Below are 26,591 nucleotides of genomic sequence, written 5' to 3'. Positions count from 1 at the left end.
TGTGTCGGTGTTCCTGATGTATCCCTTGGGTCAATCGGGCTGGTTCTTTGCACCCAGCTTTGGAGTGGCATCGATCTTCCGGTTCCTGCTGTTCCTGCAAGGGTTCCACAACTGGACGCTGAATCCGTTCCACATGATGGGTGTCGCCGGGATTCTGGGCGGTGCGTTGCTGTGTGCCATTCACGGTGCAACAGTAGAGAACACCCTGTTCCAAGACGGTGAAAAGGCGAACACCTTTGGTGCATTTGAGCCGACCCAAGCCGAAGAAACCTACTCGATGGTGACGGCGAACCGATTCTGGTCGCAAATCTTCGGGATTGCGTTCTCGAACAAGCGTTGGCTGCACTTCTTCATGCTGTTCGTGCCCGTGATGGGATTGTGGACCAGCTCGATCGGGATTGTGGGATTGGGCTTGAACCTGCGAGCTTACGACTTTGTGTCGCAAGAGCTGCGGGCGGCTGAAGACCCCGAATTCGAGACGTTCTACACGAAGAACATCCTGTTGAACGAAGGCATCCGCGCTTGGATGGCTCCGCAAGACCAACCCCACGAAAACTTCATCTTCCCCGAAGAGGTCCTGCCCCGTGGAAACGCCCTTTAATACTGCAATGGTCGTGGGCGGCCGTGACCAAGATTCCACCGGGTTTGCCTGGTGGTCGGGTAACGCCCGTCTGATTAACCTGTCCGGAAAGCTGCTGGGTGCTCACGTGGCCCACGCTGGCTTGATTGTGTTCTGGGCCGGTGCGATGACGTTGTTTGAACTGTCGCACTTCATCCCCGAAAAGCCCATGTATGAGCAGGGCTTCATCCTGCTGCCTCACCTGGCCACGTTGGGCTTGGGTGTGGGTCCCGGCGGCGAAGTGGTGGATACCTTCCCCTACTTCGTGACGGGCGTGCTGCACTTGATTTCGTCGGCGGTGCTCGGTTTGGGTGGGATCTACCACGCCATCCGCGGCCCCGAAACCCTCGAAGAGTACTCGTCCTTCTTCGGTTACGACTGGAAGGACAAGAACCAAATGACCAACATCATCGGCTATCACCTGATCCTGCTGGGTTGCGGTGCGTTGCTGCTGGTGTTCAAGGCCATGTTCTTTGGCGGCGTTTACGACACCTGGGCTCCCGGTGGCGGTGACGTGCGCGTAATCACGAACCCGACGCTGAACCCGGCTCGGATCTTTGGCTACCTGACCAAGGCTCCCTTTGGCGGCGAAGGCTGGATTGTCTCCGTGAACAACATGGAAGACATCATCGGCGGCCACATTTGGGTGGGTCTGACCTGCATTGCCGGTGGTATCTGGCACATCCTGACCAAGCCTTTTGCTTGGGCACGTCGTGCGTTCATCTGGTCTGGTGAAGCTTACCTGTCTTACAGCTTGGGCGCTCTGTCGTTGATGGGCTTCATTGCCTCAACGATGGTGTGGTACAACAACACCGCTTATCCGAGCGAGTTCTTTGGCCCCACCGGCCCTGAAGCATCGCAGGCTCAAGCACTGACCTTCTTGATCCGTGACCAACGCTTGGGTGCGAACGTGGGTTCGGCTCAAGGCCCCACGGGTCTGGGTAAATATCTGATGCGTTCGCCCTCGGGTGAAATCATCTTTGGTGGTGAAACGATGCGTTTCTGGGACTTCCAAGGCCCTTGGCTGGAACCCCTGCGCGGCCCCAACGGTTTGGATCTGAACAAGATCAAGAATGACATTCAGCCCTGGCAAGCTCGCCGCGCGGCTGAGTACATGACGCACGCTCCTCTGGGTTCGTTGAACTCGGTGGGCGGTGTGGCGACCGAAATTAACTCGTTTAACTACGTGTCGCCCCGCGCTTGGTTGGCTACGTCGCACTTTGTGTTGGCGTTCTTCTTCCTGGTGGGTCACCTGTGGCACGCTGGTCGCGCTCGCGCGGCTGAAGCGGGCTTCGAGAAGGGGATCAACCGCGAGAGCGAACCCGCGCTGGCGATGCCCGACCTCGACTAATCGATCGAGCGATTGGCAATTTGATCGGGTTTGTCCTGCGGGATGACCCGATCGCCCTTAACAGAGACCCTCGCTAGTCGGGGGTCTCTGTGTTTTTGCAGGCGAGGCGAAAAAACATGGCAGAGCTTGACCCCAGGGCCGCCCGAGAACGCTGGCAACGGGTTCAGCAATTAGCCCAAGAGACGGAACAGGCCGCGATCGAGCGATGGTCGGTGGCGGGCTTGCCTGGTTTGTTGTGCTTGCAGCGGGAATTGTGGGCTGCGGGCGATCGGGCGATTGCAGAGCGCCTGGAGCGGGCCGATTGTCTTGTGGCCTGCGATCGGGGTTGTGATTGGTGCTGCTATCTGAACGTGCCGATCGCGGGGATCGAAGCCCAGGTGATTGCCGATTGGATTGCCGAGCTGCCGATGGCTCAGCGGCGGCTGATCCTGGAGCGGTTGGCGCAAACCTTAGGGCAGCTTGAGTTGATTAACCCGGGCGATCGGCTGGGTCATAAAATTCCCTGTGCTTTTTTGGAATCCGATGGCACTTGCGGAATCTATCCGGTGCGGCCGGCCACTTGTCGATCGCACTATTCCACCTGTGCTGCCGATTGCCAACAGGGTTGGGAAACGGGTCAATGGCCGGCGCGATCGGGGCCGATCGATGCCCAGACTTTTGACTTGGAAGCCCAGAATGCGGGGCTACAGGCGGCTTGCGTTGCCCTGGCGATTCCGTTGGCCACCGGGGAATTGCACCAAGCGCTTGGGATGCTGATGCTCGATCGGCCACAATCCAGGAACAACGGGTCAGGGTAACTGGCTAAATTTTCCCAATTTCGTCTGAGACCAACAGCGGCCCTTCCCAAGGTTGGTTTCAGCGGCAATCTCAGCGGTGAATCTTAGTGATTAATTTCAGTGAATTTCAACGATTAATTTCAACGACGATCGGGCGATCGCACCTCTGAACCCGGCGCGTGAAACGGTTGAGCAACGGGCCCTTGGGACTGGGAACGGGAAAACGCTGCCCACTGATCTAACCACTTGAAGGGCCAGCCCGCCCGATGATGCCAATTGGAAGCGGTGGCCAGAACCAAGCCCCCCACCCACAGCAGAGGAGTGGGCAGCGTCACTGCTCGGAGCAACTGCCATAGTTCCGCCGCCAGAAAGAAACCAACCACCAAAACGAGCCACACTCGAAAATTCGCCATTGTTGTTTCGATCGCCCCTCACGGCCCCAGTCTCGTCCAGATTGCTTGCCAGCCGTTGAACCCGGCGCAACGGTTCTAGGCTAATTGATCTTCTGTTCAACACCAAACCCCGCCAGCGCAATTTGATCCAACGGCGCATCCTCTGTGGCGGGGCGATGGTAGTTCAAAATTCGCCGCAGGCGAAGGGCAGGATTCACCAGGGTGATTGAATCCACCGACACCACCCGTTGATAGTGGGTTGTCATGATCAATTCCCGAGTGGCGATGGTGAAGTGAAATTGGGCCACCATTGGTTTAGCTTCCTCGTAGGCGCGATCGCGCAGGTAGTCGCCCTCCAGGATTGATCCCGTTTCAGCGTTGGGGACGAACAAAAAATTCAAGCTCTGGGCCACCCGCTCGCCATGCTCGGAAACTGTTTGGAAGTCGAGGTGATAGCCCGGAATCTGGTCGAGATCGGCCCGATCGGGTCGTTCATTGTCCTGTAGGACTTGTTGCTTTTGCTCGAGTGAAATCGGGCGAATTTGAAATTCCGTGTGCGATCGCTCCACGGTTTGGTTGCGTAAGTAATGGTAGGTGCGTTCGGCGCTCCAGTCGCCAACACAATGCTCAAAAAAGGTTTGAAATGGTTTTAGGGTTTGAAAAGTCATCGGACGGTGGTTAGGGGCGGTGGATGGCGGCAGAACGCTGAGCCGGCCGGATCGATCGCTGGCGAATCGATCACCCAGGGCAATCGCGTATCAACTTGGTTTGCACGGCGCTGCTTGAATTATCCAGGGTGGCTGCCTAGGGAGAAACCCCATTGACCGTCTAGCGATCACGACCCGACTAGTCTAGAATCGAAAGGTTGTCTGTTTGTCGCGACACGACACCTGATCGTATGGCAGTCCCTAAGAAGAAAACCTCCAACGGCAAGCGCGATCAACGCCGTGCCACTTGGAAGCGCAAAGCCAATTTGCGTGCTCAGCAAGCCCTGTCCCTGGGCAAGTCGATCCTGACCGGTCGATCGAATTTTGTCTTCCCCACCAAAGAAACCGAAGACGAAACCGAAGAATAAGTCATCTTGCGGCGGTTGATGTCGCTCTCTGCAAGTGCGCCACCACCGCCCTCGATCGCCTGTCTATTTTGCCTAGCCCCGTGACCCAAGTTTGGGGCAATCGGGTTTCTAAACCAGCTATTCATATGGTTACTTGATTCATTCTTGATTCACTATTTACTTAGTTATTAAAATTCTTCTATTGAAATGATTGGCTTATTGGCTCGTGATCCTGAATGGCTAAATTTTTACCTGTTCAGGGCTGCTCAGGATTAACCTAGTCAACATCGAGCCAGACTAAAATTGGAAGTGCCAAGAGAGCGCTTTAAAATCAACACAAGAACACTAATAACAAGACCACTCAGGCAAAAAATTAAAGCCAGAAAACTAGAGCCAGCAAGCTAAATTCCGCTCATTGAAGCCAGAAAATTAGAGCCAGCAAACTAAAGCAATTGTTTTCCTAATCAGTCTCTACCCGGTGCTGTGACTATGCTAGGCAAATTTTTCCAAAAACCAGAACCCAATCAGGGCGATCGCGTGCCACCGGGTCAATACCTAGCGACGGGGTTTCCGGTGCTGACCTATGGTGATACACCGGAAATTCGCCTAGAGGATTGGGAACTGGAGGTTTGGGGTTGTGTCCAGCCGGTTACGTTCCGTTGGGATGACCTGATGGCCATGCCCCAGTCGGACTTCACGGCAGATTTTCACTGCGTTACCCGCTGGTCAAAGCTGGATGTGCAGTGGCGCGGCGTGAAGGTAACGGACTTTATGCGGGCGATCGATCTAGATCCGAAAACTGTGCATGTGATGCAGCACTGCTATGGGGACTACACCACCAACTTGGCGATCGAGGACTTCCTGCGCGAGGAAAACTTCTTTGCGCACAGGTTGTTTGGCGAGCCTTTACCCCCGGATCATGGTGGGCCGCTGCGGTTGGTAGTTCCCCATTTGTATGCTTGGAAAAGCGGCAAGTGGCTGAAGGGCTTGGAATTTTTAGATCACGAAGCCCTGGGATTTTGGGAACGCAATGGTTATCACAAGCGCGGTGAACCCTGGGCGGAGGAACGTTACGCCGGGCGTGGCTTGTTTCTTTAACCCGAATGTGGAGTATGGGCGCAAATCCTGCAATTAATCCTGGCATGAATACCGAAAATACCGGACGCAAACCCGAGCAGGAACCGAAACCATGGCCAGAACCAAACCAGCAACCCTTCACCGCTGGCGATCGAACGGATCCATCTGATCCATCAAAAGGCATTGACCCATCAAAGGGCGCTGACCAGGGGCCAAAAAACGTCTTGGGCGGGCCGCTGGCGCTTTGTGGCCAAAATCCGATCACGGGGTTCTATCGCACGGGCTGTTGCGAAACGGGGCCGCTCGATCGGGGATCCCATACGGTTTGTGCCCAGGTGACGGCGGCATTTTTGGAATTCACCCGATCGCGCGGCAATGATCTGAGCACTCCGCTACCTTGGGCTGATTTTCCGGGACTGAAACCAGGCGATCGGTGGTGTTTATGCGCCAGTCGGTGGCTAGAGGCCGTGGCGGCCGGAGCGGCTCCGCCCGTGGATTTGCAAGCAACCCATGAGGCGGCCCTGCGAATTGTGCCCCTAGAGGCCTTAAAACGCCATGCCTTGTCCCGATCGCCTGAGGCCAGCTCAGACGGGACTCAGCCAAATCAGGCCAGTTAACCAAATCAGGCCAGTTAAATATAAACAAATCAGGCCAGTTAAATATGAATAACTTAGACAAATTGGGCAGATTAGACCAGTTTGGTGTGATCCCCGTAATCTATAGCATTTCGGTTGATTGCGACTCATTGCAAAAGACCAAGGGTGAGTAATCACTCCCAAGGGCTGCAAGGCAAGGCTAGCCGTCGTTTTCAGGGCTGTGCAGTACGGTTTTCCCACAATTCTTCGCTAGATTGTCAGGGCAGGTCAGGGTACAGTAGAAGCAGGTCAGCAACCTGCTTGGCAAACACCCTAGCGATACACCAACGCAGCAAAACACTGCATGAGGCGATCGTCCTAGCTTGGCTCAAGTAGCAATGGAATTGGGAGTGGGCCTTGGGACTGAGAACCTTACCCGGTTCCAGACTCGTCCTCTACACCCTTGAGGCTTGGCCACCGAATCTGCGCTGCATTTGCTGTGCAGGCTTAATGCTCGGTTGTGCTGGCTGATGGGCCCCTGTTGCAACAAACCTAACCCTTGGCATTTCGCCAAGACTCGATCGAGTCGTTCCAACAACGACACCAGAGCCGATCGAAACTTTCTGGCAAACTCGCGGCGCGATCGCGAAGATTTTTGCCAAACTATTCGGACGGACTCGGCTTTTATTGGGAGGGCCATCGTCAAGTGTCTGACAACACCAACATCCACGAACAAATCGAAGAAGAACGGCAGGCTGCCCGCGAAGCGTGCAGTGTGAATGGAGTTCATTCGCCTGAATGTGCGGCTGCTTGGGATGCACTGGAAGAACTGCAAGCCGAAGCATCGCACCAAAAAGAAGGGCATCTTGAAAAGAATTCCTTTGAAAAGTATTGCGATGACAACCCAGATGCGGCTGAATGCCGTCTCTACGACGACTAAGCCATAGTGCTTCTCGGTCATCTAGCAAAAGTTTGGCAGCCGAACCCCCATTCAAAATCCCAAGACTGATCACCTGAAGATTCATGATTTGGGGCGTTCGGCCACTGGCGAATCACTCACACGAGTGCTGATTTCTGACTCAGCTTGCGGGCTGGCGCTCAGGCGTTGGTTTTTTCGCTCTCGTTTGAAATCTGGCCCCAGGGCCGCAGCAACAGGATGCGCAGTCAAAGCGTTATCCTGTTTTTGCTTTTTGGGCCCATGGGGCCGATCGAGGACAAAACCGTGAGTGGCGATCGAGTAATTGTGGCGCTGGATGTGTCTACCTATGAGGCGGCGATCGCTTGGGTTGATCGCTTGCCGGAGGTGTCGTTCTGGAAAGTGGGTTTGGAGCTGTTCATCAGCGCGGGCCCTGCGATCGTGCAGGAACTGAAGCAGCGACAAAAGCGGATTTTCCTGGATCTGAAGCTCCATGACATTCCCAACACCATGGCTGGGGCGGCCCGGGCCGTGGGGCGTTATGGCGTGGATTTGCTGACGGTGCATGGGGCTGCGGGGCTGACGGCCTTGGAAGCAGCCCAAGCGGCGGCGATCGCAGGGGCCACCGAAGCGGGCGTTACGCCGCCCCAACTGATTGCCGTCACCCTGCTCACCAGCATTGGCCCCGATTGCTTGGCGGCCGATTTGCAAGTGTCTGCGAGCGTGGCTGACTACACCGCCCATTTGGCGCAATTGGCGAAAACGGCTGGCTTGGCGGGGGCCGTTTGCTCTCCCCAGGAGGCAGCCACCTTGCGATCGCACTGTGGTGCGGATTTTCTGTTGGTTTGCCCTGGGGTGCGGCCGGCTTGGGCCGCATCCGGTGATCAACAACGCACCCTCACGCCTGCCGAGGCCTTCGCGGCCGGAGCCAGTTATTTGGTGGTGGGCCGACCTGTGACGGCGGCGGCGGATCCGGTGGCCGCTTGGGAGCGATTGGTGGCCGAGGTCGCCAGCAGCTAGACCCGATGCAATTTCGCCCAAGGAGGGTGAGCGGTTCGATCGCGGTTGATGTCATCCTATTGCTATTGCGTTTTTTGCAATTGCCCTCTGCGATGGCCCTCTGCGATGGCCCTCTGTGATGGCGGTGGCGATCGCATTTATCGGCCACGGCATTTTCATTCCCCAAGATTCAACCAAAAGGATTTAGTCAAACCATGGCGCAAACGACCGGAGCAGACGCGATCGATGTGGCGATCGAGCAGGGGATTGACTTTGACGGAACGCCGATCCCGGCCGCGCGTCTGGAACTCTATCGCAAGGTGATGGCCATTGAAGCCCAGCGCCAACGCAGCGGCGTGACCAACACCATGCGATCGCGAATTGTGCGGATTGGGGCTAAGCACTTTGCCCAAGCGGAATTAAATCAAATGTTGCTGGATGCTGACCTGACCCCGCTCAAGGAGAAGGAAATTGCGTTTTACTACGGTGGCAAATAGCCTCGGGCGATCGGGCCTGATTTTTGGGGCGATCGGGCTAGGTTTGGGCTTGGGGGCCCAGCCCTTGGCGGCGACCCCCAGCAACCAGCTCACCCCCCTGCAACGGTTGCAAACCACCCGTACCTGCGTTGAGTGCGACCTGTCTGGGGTTGATCTGAGCGGCTTGGACTTGCGGGGTGTTGACTTACAGCGGGCCACCCTGACGGCAGCGGTTTTGAACGGGGCTAACCTGCGCGGGGCCCGGCTCGATGGCATTGCCGGCCAAGAAGCCCAGTTTCGGGATGCGGATTTGAGCGGGGCCACCCTGACCGATGCGCGGATGCGTGGGGCCAAGTTCCAGCGGGCTAACCTCACGGAAGCGGTGTTGGACAAGGCCCGCCTGCGAGAAGCGAACTTTCGAGGGGCAACCCTGACCCGTGCCAGTTTGGTGCAGAGCCTGTTGGTGGCCAGTCGCCTGAAGGAAGCGAACTTGCAGGGGGCCGATCTGCGGTTTGCCCAGTTGGATGGGGCGGATTTGTCCGATGCTCAGTTGCGATCGAGCAAATTGGTGCGATCGAGCGTGACGGGAGCCACCCTGCTGGGGGCAAACCTGGTGATGGCGAATTTTGAAGGGGCCAATCTCTCCCAAGCCAAGCTGGGCGGCGCGGACGGGTTTCAAGCCAACTTCGCCAATGCGCTGTTGTTGGGGGCGGGTCTGCGGCAAACCAACTTGGAGGAAGCCAACCTCAGCAGTGTGAAGGCAGCGGGGGCGCGGTTTTTGGAAACGAACCTCCGCAGCGCGATCGCCACGGGAGCCGACTTCACCCAAGCCGACCTCAGCAAGGCAAATCTTCAGCGGGCGGGCCTCAGCTTGGCTGTGTTTCGGCAAGCGCGCCTGATTGGCACGAATCTGCAACAGGCCAAGATGGGCGGGGCCGTGATGCAAGGGGCTGTGCTCACCGATGCCCGATTCGATCGCGCCTACCTGGTTCAGGCAGACTTGCGAAGCATCGTGACCCGCAACACCAATTTCACCGGAGCCGCCTTAGACGGGGCCGTGACCCGTGGGGCTGACCTATCTGGGGCGATCGGCTGGGTGCAATAGTGCTATGGGCCGTTGATCAACTGGATCAACCCGCTAGCCGATTGATCGAACGGGTCGATCGAACGGGTCAATTTCCATGGGCGATCGCGTTGACTGGGCGATCGCCTCGATCGGTCAATGGTTGGTTTAAGGGGCAAATGTCTGGATCATCCAATGGCGAGATCACAGATGATTTTGATTGATTTGACCCCAATTATTCATTTATTCATTGGGCTTTTGGTCGCGGGGAAAACCACCAATCAGGCCGCTTTCAATCATCAACCCCACACCGGCATTAATCACCGCTAGGGCGATCGTGCCCCACCAAAACCAAGAATCGCCGTTAATGCGACGCGTTACCGCTTCCCCAAATAAACAAAGACCCAAGGGAAACAGCAAGACACCCGCTTGGGCTTTGATGTACCAAGTCCACTTTTTACTCATCGGTTTGTTTTGCGCTTTTGTGCTTTTTGTTTGTACTTTTTTGATGGAGCTTGCGCTCTTTGATGCGGTGCGCGGGAATCTGATTAGAGCAAATCTTGTTAAAGCAAATCTTGATCGATGGGGGGATTGAAATCAAGACCCGCAGAATTTTGGCCGCAATTGATCGGGCGATCGAATCGATCGGGCGGCCAAAATTCAAGCTATTGATTCTTCATCTTGATCTGTTCTGCCGACAGACCATAATTCGATTCAATGTCGATCGCGGCGGAACCCCCCTTCACCATCAGGCTAAACATCGATCCCATTTGCAGCCAAATGAAAATCGCCGTGGGAACCACCACCAACAGGCTCACCCCATAGGCCAACAGGGTGAAAAATCCCAGAACCTTCAAGCTTTCGCCCATGCACAAAAAGGTGAACACCGCCAAACCCAAGTAGGCGATGCGCATTTGGGGCTTTTTATATTCCACGGTGGGCTGGGTGCGGCGGTTTTCATACCAGCGGTTCACCTGAAATTCCAGCATGTTCTTAAAAATTTGCCCAAAGGCCAGGGCAAAGAACAGGGTAACCAGAACGAATTGCGTGCTGTGGGGATTGCTGTAAATCATGGTTTGCAGGGCAGGGTTGGAAGGGCCGTTAAATCGAGCGATCGAGGCGAGATTTTGTAACGGAATTGCAACAAAGTTGGTGTTGCCATCCTACCGCATCCGCTGGGCTGACCGGCTCGATCGCCCCGCAATTCAGCTTAAAATGCAGCCTAGTTTTGATCAGAGCGTGATCTCATGGGTCTGCCACTGCGCCATTTTTCCCGTTGCTGGTCGGGTCGGGCTGTTCGGGCGATCGGGCTGGGGCTGTTGGTCGGGGCGATCGGGACAGTCGGCGGGCCGTTTCAGCCGCCTGCCCGTTCCGGCGTGGTGTTAACGGTGGATCCCCAAGGTAATGATGCGGCCGCTCGATCGGGCCGCGGCAGCTTCCGCACCATCACCAGCGCCCTTGACCATGCCAGTCAATACAGCAATGGGGTCACCATTCGTCTGGCTCCGGGCCGCTACAGTGCGGAATTAGGCGAGCAGTTTCCCCTGCGCGTGCCCGATGGGGTGACCCTCAGCGGCGATCCCGACGGCCAGGGCCAAGCGGTGGTCATTCAAGGGGCCGGCGGCTTCAGCAGTCGCAGTTTTTCTCAACAGGCCGTGGCGATCGCCCTGACGGGGAGCGGGTCGGTGTTGGGGGTCACGGTCAGCAATCCTGTGCCACGTGGTACGGGCATTTGGGTGGAAAGCGACGGAGCCACGCCCGTGATTGCCAACAACCGCCTTTTGAACAACCATCGCGACGGCATTTTTGTGACGGGGCGGGCCCAACCGCAAATTCTGCGAAATTGGTTCCAAAACAACGGCGGCAATGGCCTGTCCATCACCCGTGATGCGGGGGGAATTGTGCGCGAAAATCGGTTTCAGGCAACGGGGTTTGGCCTGGCGATCGGGGGCAATGCCAGCCCGGTGATTCAAGATAATCAAATTACCCAAAACCGAGATGGGGTGGTGATTTCTAATCAGGCCCAACCGCTGCTGCGCCGTAACCAAATTGAAGGCAACAGTAACGATGGGTTGGTGATGATCGATCGCGCACAGCCGGATTTGGGCACGGCTTTCAGTCCTGGCGAGAATCGCATTCTGAATAATGGTCGCTATGCGATCTATAACGCCACTAAGGGAACGACGGTTTCGGCGGTGGGCAATGAGTTAGATCGATCGCGGGTGATGGGATCGGTGCTGCTGTCTTGGGGTGGCTTAGGGGGATCGCAATCGATCGCCCCAGGATTCCGCCCGATCGCCCCTATCCTCTCGTTGCAACGGCTATGATCCCAGCTTCAGATTCCCCAATCTCAAATCCCGAAATCTCAAACTCCCAACCCTCAAACTCCCCAACGCCCCCATCCCCTGATTTGGCCCCTTGGCGATCGCCCTTGTCGCGAGCCTTGCACCGCAACCGATCGCTGATCTATGCCCGCTATTTGCAGTTGGCCACGGTGCGCCCTGATGGCAGTCCCGCGAACCGAACAGTGGTCTTTCGGGGATTTCGCGATCGCACGGATTGGCTCACGGTGATCACGGACAGCCGCAGCGAAAAGATGCCGCAATTGGCTACGAATCCCCGCGCGGAAGCCTGTTGGTACTTTCCCAAAACGCGCGAGCAATTTCGGATTGCCGGAACCTTGCGGGCGGTGCTGGCCACTACGCCCGACCCCACGGAACAGGCCGAGCGATCTCGCCTGTGGCAAAACCTTTCGGATGCGGCCCGATTGCAATTTGCTTGGCCCAATCCTCGGGGCGATCGCACGGTTGACCCAGCCGCCTTTGCGCCGCCGCCGCCGAATCCGATCGCGCCGCTGGAGACCTTTGTGCTGTTGTGGCTCATTCCTGATCGGGTGGATTGGTTGGAGCTGAAGGGGGAGCCGCAAAATCGCACCGGGTTCGATCGCACCCCCGACGGTTGGCAAACCCACGCCCTGAATCCCTGAATCCCTAGGGCGATGTTTGTGATCGCTTGGCTATCTATTGGGGACATTGGGGGTGAATGGCCCCTTGGGTGCAGAGATAGGCTAACTGGCGAGGATCCAGATTTTTGGCTTGGCTGAAGTCCGCCCCCTTCACCAGGGCGGAGGGTTTTTCGCTGTCAGTGCGCCCCACAAACCCGCCGGCCGGGGCTGCGTTGGTTGGGGCAAAGATCGCGCCTTTCAGGTTCGCTCCCTCAAACAGGGCCCCGCGTAAATCGGCCTGGGAAAAATCGGTGCCTTGTAATTGGGCGCTTTGCAGTTGTACCCCCTGTAAATTGGCTCCAATCAGACGGGTGGCGCTCAGGTCGGCATTCCGCAAGTTAGCCCGGTTTAAATCAGCGGTGGACAGATCGCCCCCGCGCCAACTGGCTTCGGTGAGATCGGCTTGGGCCAAGCTGGCTCCCACGGCCCGGGCTTGACCCAGTTTGGCTCCATGCAGACTGGCTTGGTTTAGCTTGGCATCCCCGAGATCGGCCCCCGTGAGGCTGGCTCCATCCAGGTTGGCCGCTTCTAGGTTGGCCCCCAGCAGTTTGGCTTGGCTGAGGTTGGCTCCAATCAGGCGTGCACTGGTGAGGTTGGTTCCATTCAGGGCGGCCCCAACCAGGCTGGTGCGCTCCAGTTGACCAGTAATTAAGGATGCGCTGGTCAGGTCGGCTCCGCGTAGATCGGCTCCGGAGAGGTCGGTGAGGGCATCGTCAAAGGTGTTCCAGCGGCCGTCGGGCCCGGCCGATCGAAAAACGGAGCCGCGTAGATTGGCCCCGGTGAGCACGGCACTGCGGAGTTTTAGCCCCGAAAGATCAGCCCGATCGAGCACCAGGGAAAATTGAGCATTAGGTGAACTGGACTGGCCCAAATCCACGCGGCTGAGGTCGATCGACCCGTCAGCGCCCGATCGCAACCGCAGCAATTTGGCGATCGCCCGTTGGGTGGCTCGCAACCGCAGGGCGGCCCGGGTGGCCTCTCCGGTGTTGGGCCCCGCCGCCAAACTATCCGCATCGGTCTTGAGGGTTTGGTTTAACCGTTGCAGATAGGGCAAGGCGGCAGGCCCGGCGCTGGTGATCGACTGTTGCAGGGCTTCGATGAGTTGTGGGGATTCCTCTTGACCCAACAAATTCAGCAACAGCACAATTTCCGGGTTTGGATCCTGCACGGCCCCCAGGGCCAGCACGGAACCCCGCCGCTGGTCAGGGGCATTTTGGCTATATTTAGCCACCAAATCCAGCAGCAGTTCCTGCTTTTGGGCTTGGGCCGCCCGTCGATCGGCCTGATCTTGAACATAGATTTGTGTAGCGGCAAAGGTTCCCAACACCAGCACCAGGCCGAGCGATCCCACCACCACAATCGCCGTGCCGGGGTTTTGGCGCACCCAAGCCCACAGCCCCCGGGCCCTGATCGGGGAAAGAATCAAATTTGTGGTTTCCGGGCCGTTGGGATGATTCAGCGTCAGCCGCGCTGCCGATCGCTCCGTGAGCGAACCACTGCCCGATTGGCCATTGACCAGGATCGATCGGCCCATGGTGGCCGGTTCGATCGGCCCCGGCTCCATGGCCGCCATCCCCGGCTCCACCCAGCCTTCCGGGTCTCGTAAATCCACAACCCGCGTCTTGGCCAGGCGATCGCGCCAGGGCCGCCGCTGAGGATCCAACAGCGCTGCTCCTGACTCCACCGCCAGCCCCACCACCGCCAAACCCAGCAAAATCGATAAATCCGGATAGGCTCCACTGGCCCGCCACACGCCATAGGCCGTTCCCAGCGGCAGCCCCCAACGGCCCACCCCTTCCCGCAACAACACCCGCCCTAAACCGGGAGCGCGTCCCTGCTCATCTGTTAATTGCAGACCAAACCAGGCCTTCGGCGAAGTTTTGCCCGTGGTGGCCAGCAAAAAAAGTTGTAAGCCGCCCAGCGCCACCGGCAACACCAACGCCCCAGACCAAAAGAGATTCGTCATCGGAGCCACGGCCGTGGGGCGCAAGTGTGGCGGGATGGCAAAGGTTTTAGCGGCCGCGTCCTCGACGCTGGCCAGCACCGGATTCAGCGGAACGGGCGGCCCCTCCAAGGCCGTGCGTGCCGCCTGCCCGATCGCAAAGGGCAAGCCGCCGCTGGCCGCAATCAGCGCCACTTCCACCGCCCAGGCCCCCATTCGCCGCCACAGGAGCGATCTCCGATTGGGGCGATCGGGCCCTTCCGGGGCGAAGGTGGAGCCAAAGTCGGGATTAAAGTCGGGATTGTCGTTCGGAGCAGTGGGCGGGCTAACCATGCGGCGATTCCTGATGACGGCCAAGGTCATGGGGAGGACAAAACCAGACTACTCGAATCGCAGGCAAGGCACAGCCCTTCCTGGGGCCGCATCAGGCTTTGGGCGCTGCCAGCCTAGAACGTAGCTTTGGGCGCAACCCATGACCAAAATTGGGCCTACCCATCATGCCACAACCCCATTGGTACTCAAGTAACTCAAGGGTTGAAAGGCTGGCCCTCAGGTCAATGAAGATTTCAGTGCGCAAGATCCCAGGTCAAGTCCTCAAACTGCTGTTAATGAAGGCTTTTGCGCCTCAAGCGGCTGACCGAGGGCCAAGGGATCGGTGAAGTGCTGGCGGGTGAAATGTGACTGTTCACCTTGCTTTCCGCTCGGGACTGGTTGCCCAATGGCGGTCTTGGGAATTGATCGCCCAATTTCACCGATTTTTGCTGCTTTACGAGTTCAGGGGCCTTTTTTCACTGTTGTTCGATCGGGCAGGGCGATCGAACAACAGATCAATGATCCAACGTTAATCCGTATTTTTTGTAGTTCTCAATACAAAAAGATCCGTAAATTTACAGAAATTACCTATTTAATAATCCAAGGTAAAAATCCAGTTAAATTCAATCACCTTTTAAATTCACATTTAATGAAAAAGGATTTGAATGACCGTTTCAGACCACTCCAGCTTGAAGCGAACTGTCTTGAATCATCGACTATTTTTTCATTAATTACCCCTTATCCTCTCTTGCGATCTCCGGAAAGAGAAAGCACTATAGATTTAATGGACAACAGTCCATAGATGGGAAACATTCGGGATCGTAGCCCAAGTGAAGTTTGGCATGATTATGTATCGGATTGGGAACAATCCTAAACAGGGGAATCCAAATCAAACCAAGCAAACTTGTTGGCTCTTAGGCATCTTAAGGAAGCTTTAGCATGGTGAAAGTTGTCATTCTCGGTGGTGGTATTGCTGGAATGAGCGCCGCCCACGAGTTAGTTGAGCGGGGCTTTGCCGTTGAAGTGTATGAACTCAAAAGTATTGCGGGTGGAAAGGCGCGCAGCATCAAAGTGCCAGACAGCGCCGCTCCAGGCAAACAGCCCCTGCCGGGTGAGCATGGGTTTCGCTTCTTTCCCAGCTTTTATCGGCATGTGACCGATACCATGAAGCGCATTCCTTACCAGCCTCCTCAGGGGGGAAAAGTGCGCAGGGTTTTTGACAATTTGGTAGACACAACTCGGCTAGCATTGGCCCAATATGAAGACCACAAAAACCTCATTATCCTGCCCGATCGCTTTCCCCAAAGCCTAGGAGACCTGATCCTCATTTTTCAGGCTTTGCTGCAAGGGGCAACCGCTGACCTCTTACCGGGTGAATTGGAGTTCTTTGCGGAGCGAGTTTTCCAACTCCTAACCTCCTGCCCAGAACGCCGCCTGGGAGAATACGAAAAAATTGGTTGGTGGGATTATTTGGATGCCCAAAACAAGTCGATCGCCTATCAAAATTTACTGGCCCGCGGCCTGACCACTTCGCTGGTGGCTTCCCGGGCTGAATTGGCCAGCACCAAGACCATGGGCGATATCTTCTTGCAGCTTTTGTTGGGCATTGTAGATCCCAGCAACAGCAGCGCCGATCGCGTCTTGAATGGCCCGACCAACGACGTTTGGATTGATCCCTGGCTAAAATACCTCAAGGCCCGGGGTGTGGACTATCATTTTTCCAGCCGCCTGCGTTCCATCCAAACGGAACGGGATGCCCAAGGCAACACCAAAATTTCGGGGGCGATCGTCACTGACCTAGAAACCAAGGTCGATCGCTTTGTCACGGGTGATGTTTACATTGCTGCCTTGCCCGCAGAAATTATCGCTGGACTGATCTCCGATGACCTGATCCAAGGCGACCCCACCTTCGCCAACCTCAAGCGCCTGGGAACCAGCACCGCTTGGATGAACGGCATTCAGTACTATCTCAACCGAGATGTGCCCGTCACCCATGGTCACGTGCTGTATGTGGATTCCCCTTGGGCCTTAACGTCCATTTCCCAAACCAAGTTTTGGCCAGAGTTTCCCGTTGAACAATTTGGCGATGGGCAAGTTCGGGGCATCATCTCCGCCATCCCCTCCAACTGGGGTTACTTCATCAACCCAAACACCGATGAAGTGGGCGCAATTAACGGTACGTTGGGGCTGAAAATTCCCAAACCAGCCCAAATTTGCAACCCCGAGGAGATTAAGGAAGAAGTGTGGGAGCAAATGAAGCGCTCCTTGAAGGAAAAGGGGAAACCACTCCTGAAAGATGAGGATCTTCATAGCTGGTTTTTGGATCCCGATATCGTTCACAACTGCTGTGACTTAGCAACCAATCCTGAAAAACTCGATGAAGTCCTGAATGGTGCATTACCTGACTTCTTCAAGGATCTATTTTTGTGGATTCATCACCAGAACCGCGAAGTTAACTTGGAGGAGATTGCTGAATATCTCAATGTGGATCAAAGCCAAGCCCGGTTGGCGGTGAATGCGCTAGTGGCGAAGGGATTTGTCGGGCCGATTCCGCTGCCAGTGCCTAACGAGAAACTGCACCTGGAGTCCTCGCCGCTATCCCAGCGCTTCCATGAACGATTGGGACGGGAAAGGCTGCTCTACAAGAGCCGCATTGGTGACCCTAACGCCAACGTCAACGGCGAACCCTTGTTGGTTAACTTGGTGAATACCTGGGTGCTGCGTCCGGAAGCCCATACCAAGATTCCCAACTTTTTCTTGGCCTCAGACTATGTGCGCACCAACACGGACTTGGCAACCATGGAAGGAGCCAATGAAGCAGCGCGCCGGGCAGTGAACGCCATCATTGACGCTTATCAAGTCAAGGCTCCCTATTGCAAAATTTGGGAATTAAAGGAGCCAATTGTGTTTGCAGTTCGCCGTTGGTCAGACTACTTACGCTACAAGCGGGGACTGCCTTGGAATGGAAAAGTTTCGCCCTGGTATTTGCGGCTATTCTTTCCCTTTATTGCCCTATGGCAATTAATAAATCGTTGGTTTAGCTAGCGTTTGCCTGCAGTGAAGTCGTCGTCGATCACGATTTGATGTTAATATTACTTTACTAATGTCTAATCGTGATCGATGTCATAACATCTAATTTGAACATTGATTACCAATCTAAATTCGACACAGCCCATCACTTCAGCGGGCAGGTCTTTAGTTGGTGAACCGAAATCAATTGATTTTGGGAATAAGAGCGAAAAATTAGTAAAAGCATGACAATTTAGCAAAATCAAGCAATAATTACAAATTCATGTGAATCTATGTTCAGGGTTGACTTACAGCCTTCAAGATTAATCATATTCCGATTTTATTTCTGCCCTGATTCTGTTTCTGTTTGTAAGTTACGCTGCCACTAAATTGTTATGGACGTGTTTGCTCAGTATCAAATTTCGGAAGTTCTTTCAACAACCGAGCGGACAATTGTCTATCGGGCGGTGAAACAACCAGAGCAAAAGCCAGTCATCTTAAAAACGGTGGCTTCTGATTATCCCAATCGGGCTGATTTGGCTAAGCTTCAACATGAATATGAAATGCTCAGAGATTTAAATCTAGAAGGGGTTGTGGAAACCTATGGACTTGATGAAATCCAGGGCAAACCCTTTTTAGTGCTTGAGGATTTTGGAGGGTGTGACTTGATCTCTTGCCTCCAAAATCAGTCGCTTTCACTGGATGATATTCTATGGATTGGTTGCCAGTTGGCAGCAATTTTAGGACGGCTGCATAACTGCCAGATTATTCACAAGGATATTAAGCCACATAATCTAATCTTTGAACCTAAGGTTCGGCAATTAAAGCTAACAGACTTTTCGATCGCCTCTCGCCTTTCCAAGGAACACCCGATCCTCAGTAGTCCCAATCTTTTAGAGGGAACGTTGCTCTATGTGTCGCCAGAGCAAACGGGACGCATGAACCGCACGGTGGACTATCGAACCGATTTCTATTCTTTGGGTGTCACGCTCTATGAGTTATTAACGGGCCAGCTTCCTTTCCAATCCAGCGATCCCATGGAATTGGTACATTGCCATATTGCAAAGTCACCCATTCCGCCTCACTACCTCAATGCCCAAATTCCGCCTCAAGTGTCAGCAGTGATTTTGAAGCTGATGGCCAAAACGGCAGAAGAACGCTACCAAAGCGCCTATGGTATTCAGCGGGATTTGGAGGAATGCCTGAGCCAGTGGCAGCGGTCTGGTTCGATCGCCCCGTTTCCTCTGGCGGAGCGCGATCAATGTGGCACGTTCAGCATTCCCCAAAAGCTCTATGGGCGGGAAATGGAAGTGCAACAGCTTTTGGATGTGTTCGATCGCGTCAGCGCGGGAAATACGGAAATGGTGCTGGTGGCGGGCTATTCCGGCATCGGCAAATCGGCTTTGGTGAATGAGGTGCATAAGCCGATCGCCCGCCAGCGTGGGTACTTCATCAGTGGCAAGTTTGACCAATTTCAACGTAATATTCCCTACGCTTCACCCATTCAAGCATTTCGTGAACTGGCACGACAGTTGCTGACCGAAACAGAGGAGCAAATTGCCGTTTGGCGCGCAAAATTAACCGCCGCTTTGGGCAACAATGGATCAATCATTACCGATGTGATTCCCGAACTGGAATCGATCATTGGTTCTCAGACCCCAGCGCCAGAATTGCCCCCTTCCGAAGCCCAAAATCGCTTCAATTTGGTCTTCCGTACCTTTATTCATGTATTTTGCCAGGTCGATCGGCCGCTGGTCATTTTTCTAGACGATTTGCAATGGGCTGATGCGGCTTCTTTGCAACTCATTGAACAGTTAATGACTGATCCTGATGGGCAATACCTATTGATGTTGGGAGCCTATCGGGACAATGAAGTGGACTCTATGCATCCCCTGTTGCGGATGCTAGGCACGATCGAAGCAGGGAGAGCCAAACTGCAAACCATTACCCTTAAGCCCCTGACGCTGGATCATGTGCTGACTTTGGTGGGGGATACCTTACACCGACCACCGGAAAGCGTGGAACCCATTGCCCAATTGCTGGTGCAAAAAACCCAGGGAAATCCATTTTTCTTAACGCAGTTGTTTAAATACCTCTATGTTGAAGGGGTCATTTGGTTTGAATCGGGGACGGGACAATGGGAATGGAGTTTTCAGCATTTGCCACCCATTGAAATCACAGAAAATGTGATTAGTTTGATGGTTCATGAAATTCAAAAATTGGATGTCTCTGTGCAACGGGCGCTGCAATTAGCCGCTTGCATTGGCAACCAATTTGATTTGGATATGTTGGCCATTGTCCATGAAAAATCCACAGCGGAGACTTCCACAGATTTGTGGCAAGCTCTGCAAGCAGGATTGGTCATTCCTTTGAATGCGGCTTATAAAATTCCGCAAGTGCTGGAAGATTGTAAAACAGTTGCGATCACCTACAAATTTCTGCACGATCGTGTGCAGCAAGCGGCCTATTCTTTAATTCCTAATGATGAAAAGCAACTCATCCATTTAACCGTGGGTCGCTTATTGCTCAACAGCATTGAACCCGATCGACTAGACGATTGTTTGTTTGATGTGGTGAATGCGATGAATGTGGGTTCTGCCCTCATTACGGATTCCCAAGAACAGCTACTTCTGGCGCGGCTGAATGATCGAGCAGGTAGTAAGGCTAAGGCAGCGGCGGCCTACAACTCGGCCCAAGAGTACTTCGCAACGGGCCGTCAATTACTGCCGGAAAATGCCTGGGACCGGGACTATGAATTAAGCCTCAATCTCTACACCGAAAGTGTGGAAGTTGAGTATCTATTAACTCAATTTGAAGAAGCGCAAACGCTTTCGGAAATCGCCTTGGAGCGCTCGCGATCGCTGCTCGATCGCACGAAAATCTATGAACTGAAAATTCAGTTTCTGATCGCTGAAAACCAGATGCACAGCGCGATCGAAACAGCTTTGCCTGTTTTGGAACTGCTAGGCTATCCCCTGGTGATTGATCCGCAATTGTTGCAACTAAATCAGCCGCTGCCGGAGTTGGATCAGTTGGCAGATTACCCAGAAATGAGCGATCGGGCTGCCTTGGCTGCCCTCGAAATTCTGATCATCATCACGGGCCCCTCTTACCAAGCAAGACCCGACTTGTTGCCCTTCATCGTCTTTCGGATGGTGAACATGTGCCTAGAGCTGGGCCATTCAGCCCTCGCCGCCTACGCCTATGGCATGTATGGATTGTTGTTGTGTGGTCCCTTAAATCAAATTGAATTGGGCTATCGATCGGGACAAATTTCTTTGCAAATTTTGGAGCAATATCCCTCGGATGCTCTGAAATGCAAAATCCACATGCTTTTCAATTCCTTTGTGGTTCATTGGAAAGAACCCCATCAAAATACGATTCAATTCCTTGAGCGCACAGTGCAAATGGGAATGGAAACGGGTGATGTGGTTTATGCCACCTACTGCGCCATGTGGTCTTGTGGCTACATGATGTTGGTGGGAACGCCCTTGACAGAAGTGGCCCGAGAGCAACAACTGTATATCGAATTGCTCCAGAAAATTAAACAGGATCATGGCTTATATCCAGCCATGACTTGGCGACAACTCACGGAAGCCTTGGAGTCGCCAGAAACACCCACTTCTCAACTGGAAGGCCGCTATATTAATCGCCAATTGGTTTCAGAAATTCAAGCTTCTGAAAACCAAATGCTGCTTTTCTTTATCTATTTTGCAGAGACTATTCTGGCCTATGTCATGAATGACTGGGAAGCAGCAAAAACCAAGGCGAATTTGGCTGACCAGTACCAAGCAGCAGCCACCGCTTCGATGTTGTCTGGTGGCTTCACATTTTATGCCGCATTGGTTTATCTCAAAACCACTCAACCCAGTGACTTGGCTGCTCTAAATGAAGAAGAACCAGATCGGCCTTCCACCTTAGAACTTTTGACGGCCAAGTTGGAAAATTGGGCACATCACGCACCAGAAAACTATCAAAGTAAATATGAATTGGTGCTGGCAGAAACGGCCCGTTGGCAAGGGGAAATTCTGCGCGCCATGGACTATTATGATCGCGCCATCAACACGGCCCAAGCCCATAGTCGCTGGCCTGAAGTGGCGATCGCGGCCGAGCGTGCCGCTGAGCTATATCACGACTCTGGGCGCGACAAAATTGCTAAGCAATATTGGCTGGATGCGGCTCATGCTTACGATCGCTGGGGAGCCAAAGCCAAAGTTGCCGCGCTCCAGGCCAAATCGCTGCCCTTACAAAATTTGTCGCCACGGCGGCCGCCCACCTTGCCGCCCACGGGCACTCAGCATTCCACCCATCCCCACACAACTGCCAGCACGGTGCTGGATATTAACACCGTGATTAAAGCGGCCCAAGCCCTTTCGGGGGAAATTGTCTTGTCGCAATTGTTAACCCAACTAACGCGACTAACCCTTGAAAATGCGGGGGCCCAAACGGGCTATTTGCTCCTCAAAGATCCCCAACAAAACAATCGGCTAACCGTGGTGGCTACCAGTCACGTGGAAGGGCAAATGGCCGTAGATGTTCCCCTAAACTGCCCCTTATCTCCGAGTTTATCTTTGCCGGTTTCCCTGATTCAATACGTGCAACGAACTCAAGAATCAGTGGTGTTGGGAAATGCCATGGCTGAAGGATTATTTACCAATGATCCTTACATTGCAAACCAGCAAATTCAATCGGTAATTTGTATGCCCATTACTCAACAAGGACAGTTGATGGGCGTTCTTTATTTGGAGAATAATTTGGCGATCGATGCATTCACGCCCGATCGCCTGGAAGTGTTGCAAATTTTGATGGCGCAGGCGGCGATCTCCATTGAAAACGCGCGCCTCTACCGAAACTTGGAAGACTACAGCAACAATCTGGAAAAGAAAGTGGCCGCCCGCACTCAGGAGCTAACCGAAAGAAACCAGCAGTTGAAGATTACGCTCCAAGAACTGCAACAAACCCAAGCGCAACTGATTCAAGCGGAAAAAATGTCGAGCTTGGGGCAAATGGTGGCCGGTATTGCCCATGAGATTAATAATCCTATTAGTTTCATTATGGGTAATATTACTCATGCTCGGTCTTACTTTTTAGACCTCCTGGATCTGTTAGCACTCCATGAGCAGCATTCCTCTGAAATTCATCCAATTGTTCAAGCAAGAATGCAAGAAATGGAGTTGGATTTCCTGAAAGAAGATCTGAACAATTTGTTCCATTCCATGCAAAATGGGGTCGATCGGGTGCGGCAAATTGTCCTAGGACTGCGAAATTTCTCGCGTTTGGATGAATCGGATCAAAAACAAGTAGACCTGCATGAAGGAATTGACAACACGCTGCTGATTTTGCAGCACCGATTACAGGTGCAAAGCCAACAGCCAGCAATCAGCGTGTTAAAAAACTATGGCGAAATTCCGTTGGTGAATTGCTACGCCAGTATGGTGAATCAGGTCTTTTTGAATATTTTGACCAATGCGATCGATGCCTTGCGATCGCCTGCCGGTTTTGCCTTGCAGCCCATGCCCGAAATTTCCATTGAAACTCGCAAAATTAGCGATCGAACTGTGCAAATTTCCATCACCGATAACGGCCCAGGCATGGAAGACAGTGTGCGCCAAAAAATCTTTGATCCCTTCTTCACCACAAAGCCAGTGGGCGAAGGCAAAGGATTGGGCCTATCGGTGAGCTACCAAATCATTACTCAACAACACCACGGACAACTATCTTGTCAGTCTGCCCCCCAACAGGGAGCAACATTAACGATTGAATTACCCATTGATGGCCCCGCTTAAGTTGTTGAAGATCTTGTCAAACCCAATGAGCCTTTGCCAGAATTTCTTCAATTGAATGAGTTGGCTATGCGTCCATCTCATGAGTTCATTTGAGTTCATTGATTAACCATTACCATGATCAGTCAATTACGAATCGGGGTGGCCGGACCAGTGGGTTCTGGAAAAACAGCCCTGGTGGATGCTTTGTGTAAAAAATTGCGCGATCAATATAGTCTGGCGGTGGTGACCAATGATATCTATACCCAAGAAGATGCTCAATTTTTAGTTCGGAGTGCTGCCCTTTCTCCTGATCGAATCGTGGGTGTGGAAACCGGCGGTTGCCCCCACACGGCTATCCGAGAAGATGCTTCCATCAACCTGGTAGCGATCGAGCAATTAGAGGCTAAATTTGCGCAGGGCGATCGCCCCATTCAAATCACCTTTGTTGAAAGTGGGGGAGATAACTTGGCCGCCACGTTCAGCCCGGAGTTAGTTGATTTAACGATTTACGTGATTGATGTGGCAGCCGGTGACAAAATTCCTCGTAAAGGGGGGCCGGGCATCACCAAATCTGATCTCTTGGTGATTAATAAAATCGATTTGGCTCCCCATGTGGGTGCTGACTTAACGGTCATGGAACGGGATGCCCAGAAAATGCGAGGCGATCGCCCTTTTCTGTTCAGCAATCTGAAAACGGGCCATGGGTTGCCAGAAATTATTGGCTTTATTGAACAGCAGTTACCCCCAGTTTCCTAGGGAATGTTTGAACCATCACAGCCTATCAGAAGCCTATCAATTGCCTGATTTTACTTCACGATGAATCAGCAGGTTAATCCGTGGGTTCATCATGAATCAATGGGCAAACGAATCAAAAACTCAGTTCCCTGATTGAGTTGGGATTGCACATCGATCGACCCGCCATGTTTGGTCACCACAATTTCTTGGGCGATCGATAGGCCAATTCCTGTGCCTTGGTTCACTCCCTTGGTCGTAAAGAGGTAATCAAAAACCCGAGCGATCGTTGCCTCATCCATTCCCTTAGCATTGTCAGCAATGCCAATCACGATCTGATTCGTTTCTAACTTTGTGGTTACGGTAATTTGATAGGAGCGGGCTGGTAAATTTTCAAGGCTCTGCTCCATGGCGGACTCGTCGATCGCGTCAATGGCATTAGCCAAAATATTCATAAATACCTGATTTAGTTGTCCTGGAAAGCAGTAGATTTCAGGCAATTTCTCATAATTACGAATCACCCGGATTTCAGAGCGATGATTCGTAGCCTTCAGGCGATATTTTAAGATTAGAATCGTGCTGTCCAGATTCTCTGTCAGTTGGGCCCTGACTTTTTGATCGGTGTCCGATCTCGTGAATGCTCGCAAACTTTTACTAATTCCAGTCACCCGATCGGTGGCATTGTGCATGGATTCAAACAATTTAGGAAAATCTTCCTCTAAAAACTCTAAATCAATATCCTCAGCATGTTCCACAATATCCCTTCTAGGTTCAGGATATTGCTTCTGGTAAAGCCGAATATGTTCCAACAAATAGTTGGCATATTCTTTCGCATTTTCAATGCTGCCATTTAAAAAGCTGATCGGGTTGTTAATTTCATGGGCAACCCCAGCAATTAAATTTCCCAAAGCAGACATTTTTTCACTTTGAACCATTTGCGCCTGAGTGAACTTCAACTCCTCAAGAGTCCGCTCTAGGGTTCGATTTTGCTGAATTAACGTTCTGGCCTGATGCTCCAAAACATGATTGGCAACCTTTAAATCTGCGAATGCTCGATCTAGCTTCACCTTAGCAGTGTTTTGCTCAGCCAAAGTTGCCGTCAAAATTAATGATGTAAAAACCACCACCACGATAAACGACTGTAAACCCATCAACGACTGATTCAGGTGAGGGCTGGCAAAACTGCCCAACCCGCGCACTGTGCCCAAAATAGCCATCAAAGAAATCAAGAAAGCTGTGAAATTAGCCCCCAAATCTCCAAAACGGAAAACAGCCCAAATTAATAAGGGAATCAAAACATAGGCGATGGATTGTCCATTCCAAAAAGCAGAAAAACTGATCAAGAAAACACTTAAACATAAAAATAAGAATTCAATTTCTTTGCTTGGAATCACCTTGATTCCTAATCGTGATAAAACACCTTGAAAAGAATGTGGATTCACAATTTTGCGATTTAAGACATGAAAAATAAGCTGTGATAGGTTGCGACAACTCAGTTGATTCAGTTTTAGGTAGCGATATCCGCTCAAAATGAGTGGTGTCAAAATAAAAATACCGGCAACGTTAGAAATCCACCAGGTTAACCAAGTGCTAGGAGCATGTTCAAAAAAATCGATTTTCCCAGCAGCAGCTAACATGCCTACGCCCATTGTTGCGTTGACAACGGGGCCCAGCAATCCTGCGTAAACCAAAAATCGAATGGTGTCAGAAACTTGGCTAAATGGATATCGACTGCGGGTTGACTGTTTAAATAAATAGGTTCCTAATTGAGTGCCCGCAGTAGTTCCGGCAGCAATGCCCAGTACGGCTACGGTAGATAACAGCAGGGTGATCAGATTGCGATCGCCCCAAAAGGCTTGAATATTAGCCCCTAAGGATCCTAAAAAAACGCCGGGAAGCACGCCTCTGCCACAGAGCAGGACAATGCCAACGGCAAATCCATCCGGTGGCCAAACTGGGGTGACTGAGTTTGGCGTGGAAGCGACGGCCCGGGACAGCTCTGCCAGGGCATCGTAAACCAAGGCGGTTGCCAAGATTGACCCGAAGTGAAACTTTTGCAGCCACGCTAGGGATTTGCGAGCTGTGATGACGTTGATGATCTGTTCCATAGATTTCCAGTGGCCGATCGAGCTATTGAGTATTACGTCGATCAATGAAAAAGTCGTGAAAATATTCAGCAAATTTGTGCAAATCCAGACAAATTAGGGCTTGCTCCCATTAATTACCCTAAATACAAGCCTTTTGGTAGTCTAAGCTTCAGACAAATCCCAATCAGTCAGTTTTTAGAAGTAGTTGAGTAATTGTTAGAGCTTTTAAAATATTTGTATGAGGTTCAAGTCTCTATTAATCAATTATCTTTTGTTGGTTAATAAGATTCTTAAATTTTAATTTCGCGTTGTTATTTATACAAATAAATCAATTCCCGTTCCTTTTGATTATTTTAGATTGTTGCTTTATGAGTCCTTTGAATTGCAATTTGATGCTATGAAATAGATGGCAGGTGAGAAGAATTTGATCGATTTGGTGACT

General features: G+C 52.8%; 21 protein-coding genes and 1 pseudogene. 16 read left to right on the top strand and 6 right to left on the bottom strand.

Annotation, left to right across the window (positions count from 1 at the left end):
• From AMR42_RS06360 to AMR42_RS06350, 3 genes and pseudogenes are all read left to right on the top strand, one after another.
• Nucleotides 1–601, top strand: a pseudogene (locus AMR42_RS06360) (photosystem II D2 protein (photosystem q(a) protein)); the annotation flags it as partial.
• Between the two features lie 7 nt (nt 602–608).
• On the top strand, nt 609–1,970 hold the full coding sequence (gene psbC / locus AMR42_RS06355; RefSeq protein ID WP_099532620.1) for a photosystem II reaction center protein CP43: 1,362 nt from the start codon (nt 609–611) through the stop codon (nt 1,968–1,970).
• A 116-nt stretch (nt 1,971–2,086) separates the two neighbouring features.
• Entirely contained in the window at nt 2,087–2,767 is a 681-nt protein-coding gene (locus tag AMR42_RS06350) for a YkgJ family cysteine cluster protein (protein WP_099532619.1), read from the top strand.
• Nucleotides 2,768–2,886: 119 nt separating this feature from the next.
• Here AMR42_RS06350 and AMR42_RS06345 read toward each other — a convergent pair whose 3' ends face one another.
• Both AMR42_RS06345 and AMR42_RS06340 read right to left on the bottom strand, forming a co-directional pair.
• Entirely contained in the window at nt 2,887–3,159 is a 273-nt protein-coding gene (locus AMR42_RS06345) for a hypothetical protein (RefSeq protein ID WP_099532618.1), read from the bottom strand.
• An 80-nt stretch (nt 3,160–3,239) separates the two neighbouring features.
• Nucleotides 3,240–3,806, bottom strand: a complete 567-nt coding sequence (locus tag AMR42_RS06340) for a phycobiliprotein lyase (protein ID WP_099532617.1) — start codon at nt 3,804–3,806, stop codon at nt 3,240–3,242.
• Between the two features lie 230 nt (nt 3,807–4,036).
• Here AMR42_RS06340 and rpmF point away from each other — a divergent pair, with 230 nt between their 5' ends.
• The 7 genes from rpmF to AMR42_RS06305 all read left to right on the top strand — a co-directional run bounded on the left by rpmF (nt 4,037) and on the right by AMR42_RS06305 (nt 9,340).
• The gene (rpmF, locus tag AMR42_RS06335) at nt 4,037–4,213 is read left to right on the top strand and encodes a 50S ribosomal protein L32 (RefSeq protein WP_099532616.1); all 177 of its coding nucleotides are present in this window, start codon (nt 4,037–4,039) and stop codon (nt 4,211–4,213) included.
• A gap of 468 nt (nt 4,214–4,681) precedes the next feature.
• Nucleotides 4,682–5,290, top strand: a complete 609-nt coding sequence (locus AMR42_RS06330) for a sulfite oxidase-like oxidoreductase (RefSeq protein WP_099532615.1) — start codon at nt 4,682–4,684, stop codon at nt 5,288–5,290.
• Between the two features lie 161 nt (nt 5,291–5,451).
• Nucleotides 5,452–5,886, top strand: a complete 435-nt coding sequence (locus AMR42_RS06325; RefSeq protein ID WP_234406703.1) for a DUF2237 family protein — start codon at nt 5,452–5,454, stop codon at nt 5,884–5,886.
• 664 nt (nt 5,887–6,550) lie between these two features.
• Complete coding sequence (locus AMR42_RS06320) at nt 6,551–6,784, top strand: Calvin cycle protein CP12 (RefSeq protein ID WP_099532629.1); 234 nt, start codon at nt 6,551–6,553, stop codon at nt 6,782–6,784.
• 258 nt (nt 6,785–7,042) lie between these two features.
• Nucleotides 7,043–7,780 carry an orotidine-5'-phosphate decarboxylase gene (gene pyrF, locus AMR42_RS06315; RefSeq protein ID WP_099532628.1) on the top strand — a complete coding sequence of 246 codons (738 nt, stop codon included), beginning with the start codon at nt 7,043–7,045 and terminating at the stop codon, nt 7,778–7,780.
• A gap of 194 nt (nt 7,781–7,974) precedes the next feature.
• A complete protein-coding gene (locus AMR42_RS06310) occupies nt 7,975–8,256 on the top strand; it encodes a DUF4090 family protein (RefSeq protein ID WP_099532613.1) in 282 nt (93 codons plus the stop codon).
• Nucleotides 8,231–9,340 (top strand): pentapeptide repeat-containing protein, encoded by a 1,110-nt coding sequence (locus AMR42_RS06305; protein ID WP_099532612.1) that lies wholly within the window; start codon nt 8,231–8,233, stop codon nt 9,338–9,340. Before AMR42_RS06310 ends, AMR42_RS06305 begins: the two co-directional genes overlap by 26 nt.
• Before the next feature lie 201 nt (nt 9,341–9,541).
• Here AMR42_RS06305 and AMR42_RS06295 read toward each other — a convergent pair whose 3' ends face one another.
• Entirely contained in the window at nt 9,542–9,763 is a 222-nt protein-coding gene (locus AMR42_RS06295) for a hypothetical protein (RefSeq protein ID WP_099532610.1), read from the bottom strand.
• 200 nt (nt 9,764–9,963) lie between these two features.
• Nucleotides 9,964–10,371, bottom strand: coding sequence for a hypothetical protein (locus AMR42_RS06285; RefSeq protein WP_099532608.1), 408 nt, complete (start codon nt 10,369–10,371; stop codon nt 9,964–9,966).
• A 174-nt stretch (nt 10,372–10,545) separates the two neighbouring features.
• Here AMR42_RS06285 and AMR42_RS06280 point away from each other — a divergent pair, with 174 nt between their 5' ends.
• Nucleotides 10,546–11,625: a DUF1565 domain-containing protein gene (locus AMR42_RS06280; RefSeq protein WP_099532607.1), complete on the top strand. Its 1,080-nt coding sequence runs from the start codon at nt 10,546–10,548 to the stop codon at nt 11,623–11,625.
• A gap of 83 nt (nt 11,626–11,708) precedes the next feature.
• Nucleotides 11,709–12,284 (top strand): Npun_F5749 family FMN-dependent PPOX-type flavoprotein, encoded by a 576-nt coding sequence (locus tag AMR42_RS06275; RefSeq protein ID WP_099532627.1) that lies wholly within the window; start codon nt 11,709–11,711, stop codon nt 12,282–12,284.
• A 34-nt stretch (nt 12,285–12,318) separates the two neighbouring features.
• Here the strand turns inward: AMR42_RS06275 and AMR42_RS06270 are convergent, their stop codons facing one another.
• Entirely contained in the window at nt 12,319–14,577 is a 2,259-nt protein-coding gene (locus AMR42_RS06270) for a pentapeptide repeat-containing protein (protein WP_099532626.1), read from the bottom strand.
• A gap of 385 nt (nt 14,578–14,962) precedes the next feature.
• On the opposite strand from AMR42_RS06270, the gene AMR42_RS19765 reads away from it, so the two are divergent.
• The 4 genes from AMR42_RS19765 (at nt 14,963) to ureG (ending at nt 24,086) form a co-directional block, all read left to right on the top strand.
• Nucleotides 14,963–15,358 (top strand): hypothetical protein, encoded by a 396-nt coding sequence (locus tag AMR42_RS19765; protein ID WP_143472961.1) that lies wholly within the window; start codon nt 14,963–14,965, stop codon nt 15,356–15,358.
• Nucleotides 15,359–15,495: 137 nt separating this feature from the next.
• The gene (locus AMR42_RS06265) at nt 15,496–17,601 is read left to right on the top strand and encodes an FAD-dependent oxidoreductase (protein ID WP_099532606.1); all 2,106 of its coding nucleotides are present in this window, start codon (nt 15,496–15,498) and stop codon (nt 17,599–17,601) included.
• A gap of 359 nt (nt 17,602–17,960) precedes the next feature.
• The gene (locus AMR42_RS06260) at nt 17,961–23,351 is read left to right on the top strand and encodes an ATP-binding sensor histidine kinase (protein ID WP_099532605.1); all 5,391 of its coding nucleotides are present in this window, start codon (nt 17,961–17,963) and stop codon (nt 23,349–23,351) included.
• Between the two features lie 117 nt (nt 23,352–23,468).
• Nucleotides 23,469–24,086, top strand: coding sequence for an urease accessory protein UreG (ureG, locus tag AMR42_RS06255; RefSeq protein ID WP_368670725.1), 618 nt, complete (start codon nt 23,469–23,471; stop codon nt 24,084–24,086).
• Nucleotides 24,087–24,175: 89 nt separating this feature from the next.
• Here ureG and AMR42_RS21075 read toward each other — a convergent pair whose 3' ends face one another.
• Nucleotides 24,176–26,170 (bottom strand): MASE1 domain-containing protein, encoded by a 1,995-nt coding sequence (locus tag AMR42_RS21075; RefSeq protein ID WP_099532603.1) that lies wholly within the window; start codon nt 26,168–26,170, stop codon nt 24,176–24,178.
• Nucleotides 26,171–26,591: the final 421 nt, after the last annotated feature.

This window comes from Limnothrix sp. PR1529, assembly GCF_002742025.1.
Taxonomy (GTDB): domain Bacteria; phylum Cyanobacteriota; class Cyanobacteriia; order CACIAM-69d; family CACIAM-69d; genus CACIAM-69d.
Note: the sequence above shows the minus strand (reverse complement) of the source record. Positions and strands in the feature narration are given on the sequence as shown.

Bases quoted from the DNA above. Each gene is read 5' to 3' on its own strand.
- psbC (WP_099532620.1), top strand. From the start codon at position 609: ATGGTCGTGGGCGGCCGTGACCAAGATTCCACCGGGTTTGCCTGGTGG.
- AMR42_RS06350 (WP_099532619.1), top strand. From the start codon at position 2,087: ATGGCAGAGCTTGACCCCAGGGCCGCCCGAGAACGCTGGCAACGGGTT.
- AMR42_RS06345 (WP_099532618.1), bottom strand. From the start codon at position 3,159: ATGGCGAATTTTCGAGTGTGGCTCGTTTTGGTGGTTGGTTTCTTTCTG.
- AMR42_RS06340 (WP_099532617.1), bottom strand. From the start codon at position 3,806: ATGACTTTTCAAACCCTAAAACCATTTCAAACCTTTTTTGAGCATTGT.
- rpmF (WP_099532616.1), top strand. From the start codon at position 4,037: ATGGCAGTCCCTAAGAAGAAAACCTCCAACGGCAAGCGCGATCAACGC.
- AMR42_RS06330 (WP_099532615.1), top strand. From the start codon at position 4,682: ATGCTAGGCAAATTTTTCCAAAAACCAGAACCCAATCAGGGCGATCGC.
- pyrF (WP_099532628.1), top strand. From the start codon at position 7,043: ATGGGGCCGATCGAGGACAAAACCGTGAGTGGCGATCGAGTAATTGTG.
- AMR42_RS06310 (WP_099532613.1), top strand. From the start codon at position 7,975: ATGGCGCAAACGACCGGAGCAGACGCGATCGATGTGGCGATCGAGCAG.
- AMR42_RS06295 (WP_099532610.1), bottom strand. From the start codon at position 9,763: ATGAGTAAAAAGTGGACTTGGTACATCAAAGCCCAAGCGGGTGTCTTG.
- AMR42_RS06285 (WP_099532608.1), bottom strand. From the start codon at position 10,371: ATGATTTACAGCAATCCCCACAGCACGCAATTCGTTCTGGTTACCCTG.
- AMR42_RS06280 (WP_099532607.1), top strand. From the start codon at position 10,546: ATGGGTCTGCCACTGCGCCATTTTTCCCGTTGCTGGTCGGGTCGGGCT.
- AMR42_RS06270 (WP_099532626.1), bottom strand. From the start codon at position 14,577: ATGGTTAGCCCGCCCACTGCTCCGAACGACAATCCCGACTTTAATCCC.
- AMR42_RS19765 (WP_143472961.1), top strand. From the start codon at position 14,963: ATGGCGGTCTTGGGAATTGATCGCCCAATTTCACCGATTTTTGCTGCT.
- AMR42_RS06265 (WP_099532606.1), top strand. From the start codon at position 15,496: ATGGTGAAAGTTGTCATTCTCGGTGGTGGTATTGCTGGAATGAGCGCC.
- AMR42_RS06260 (WP_099532605.1), top strand. From the start codon at position 17,961: ATGGACGTGTTTGCTCAGTATCAAATTTCGGAAGTTCTTTCAACAACC.
- AMR42_RS21075 (WP_099532603.1), bottom strand. From the start codon at position 26,170: ATGGAACAGATCATCAACGTCATCACAGCTCGCAAATCCCTAGCGTGG.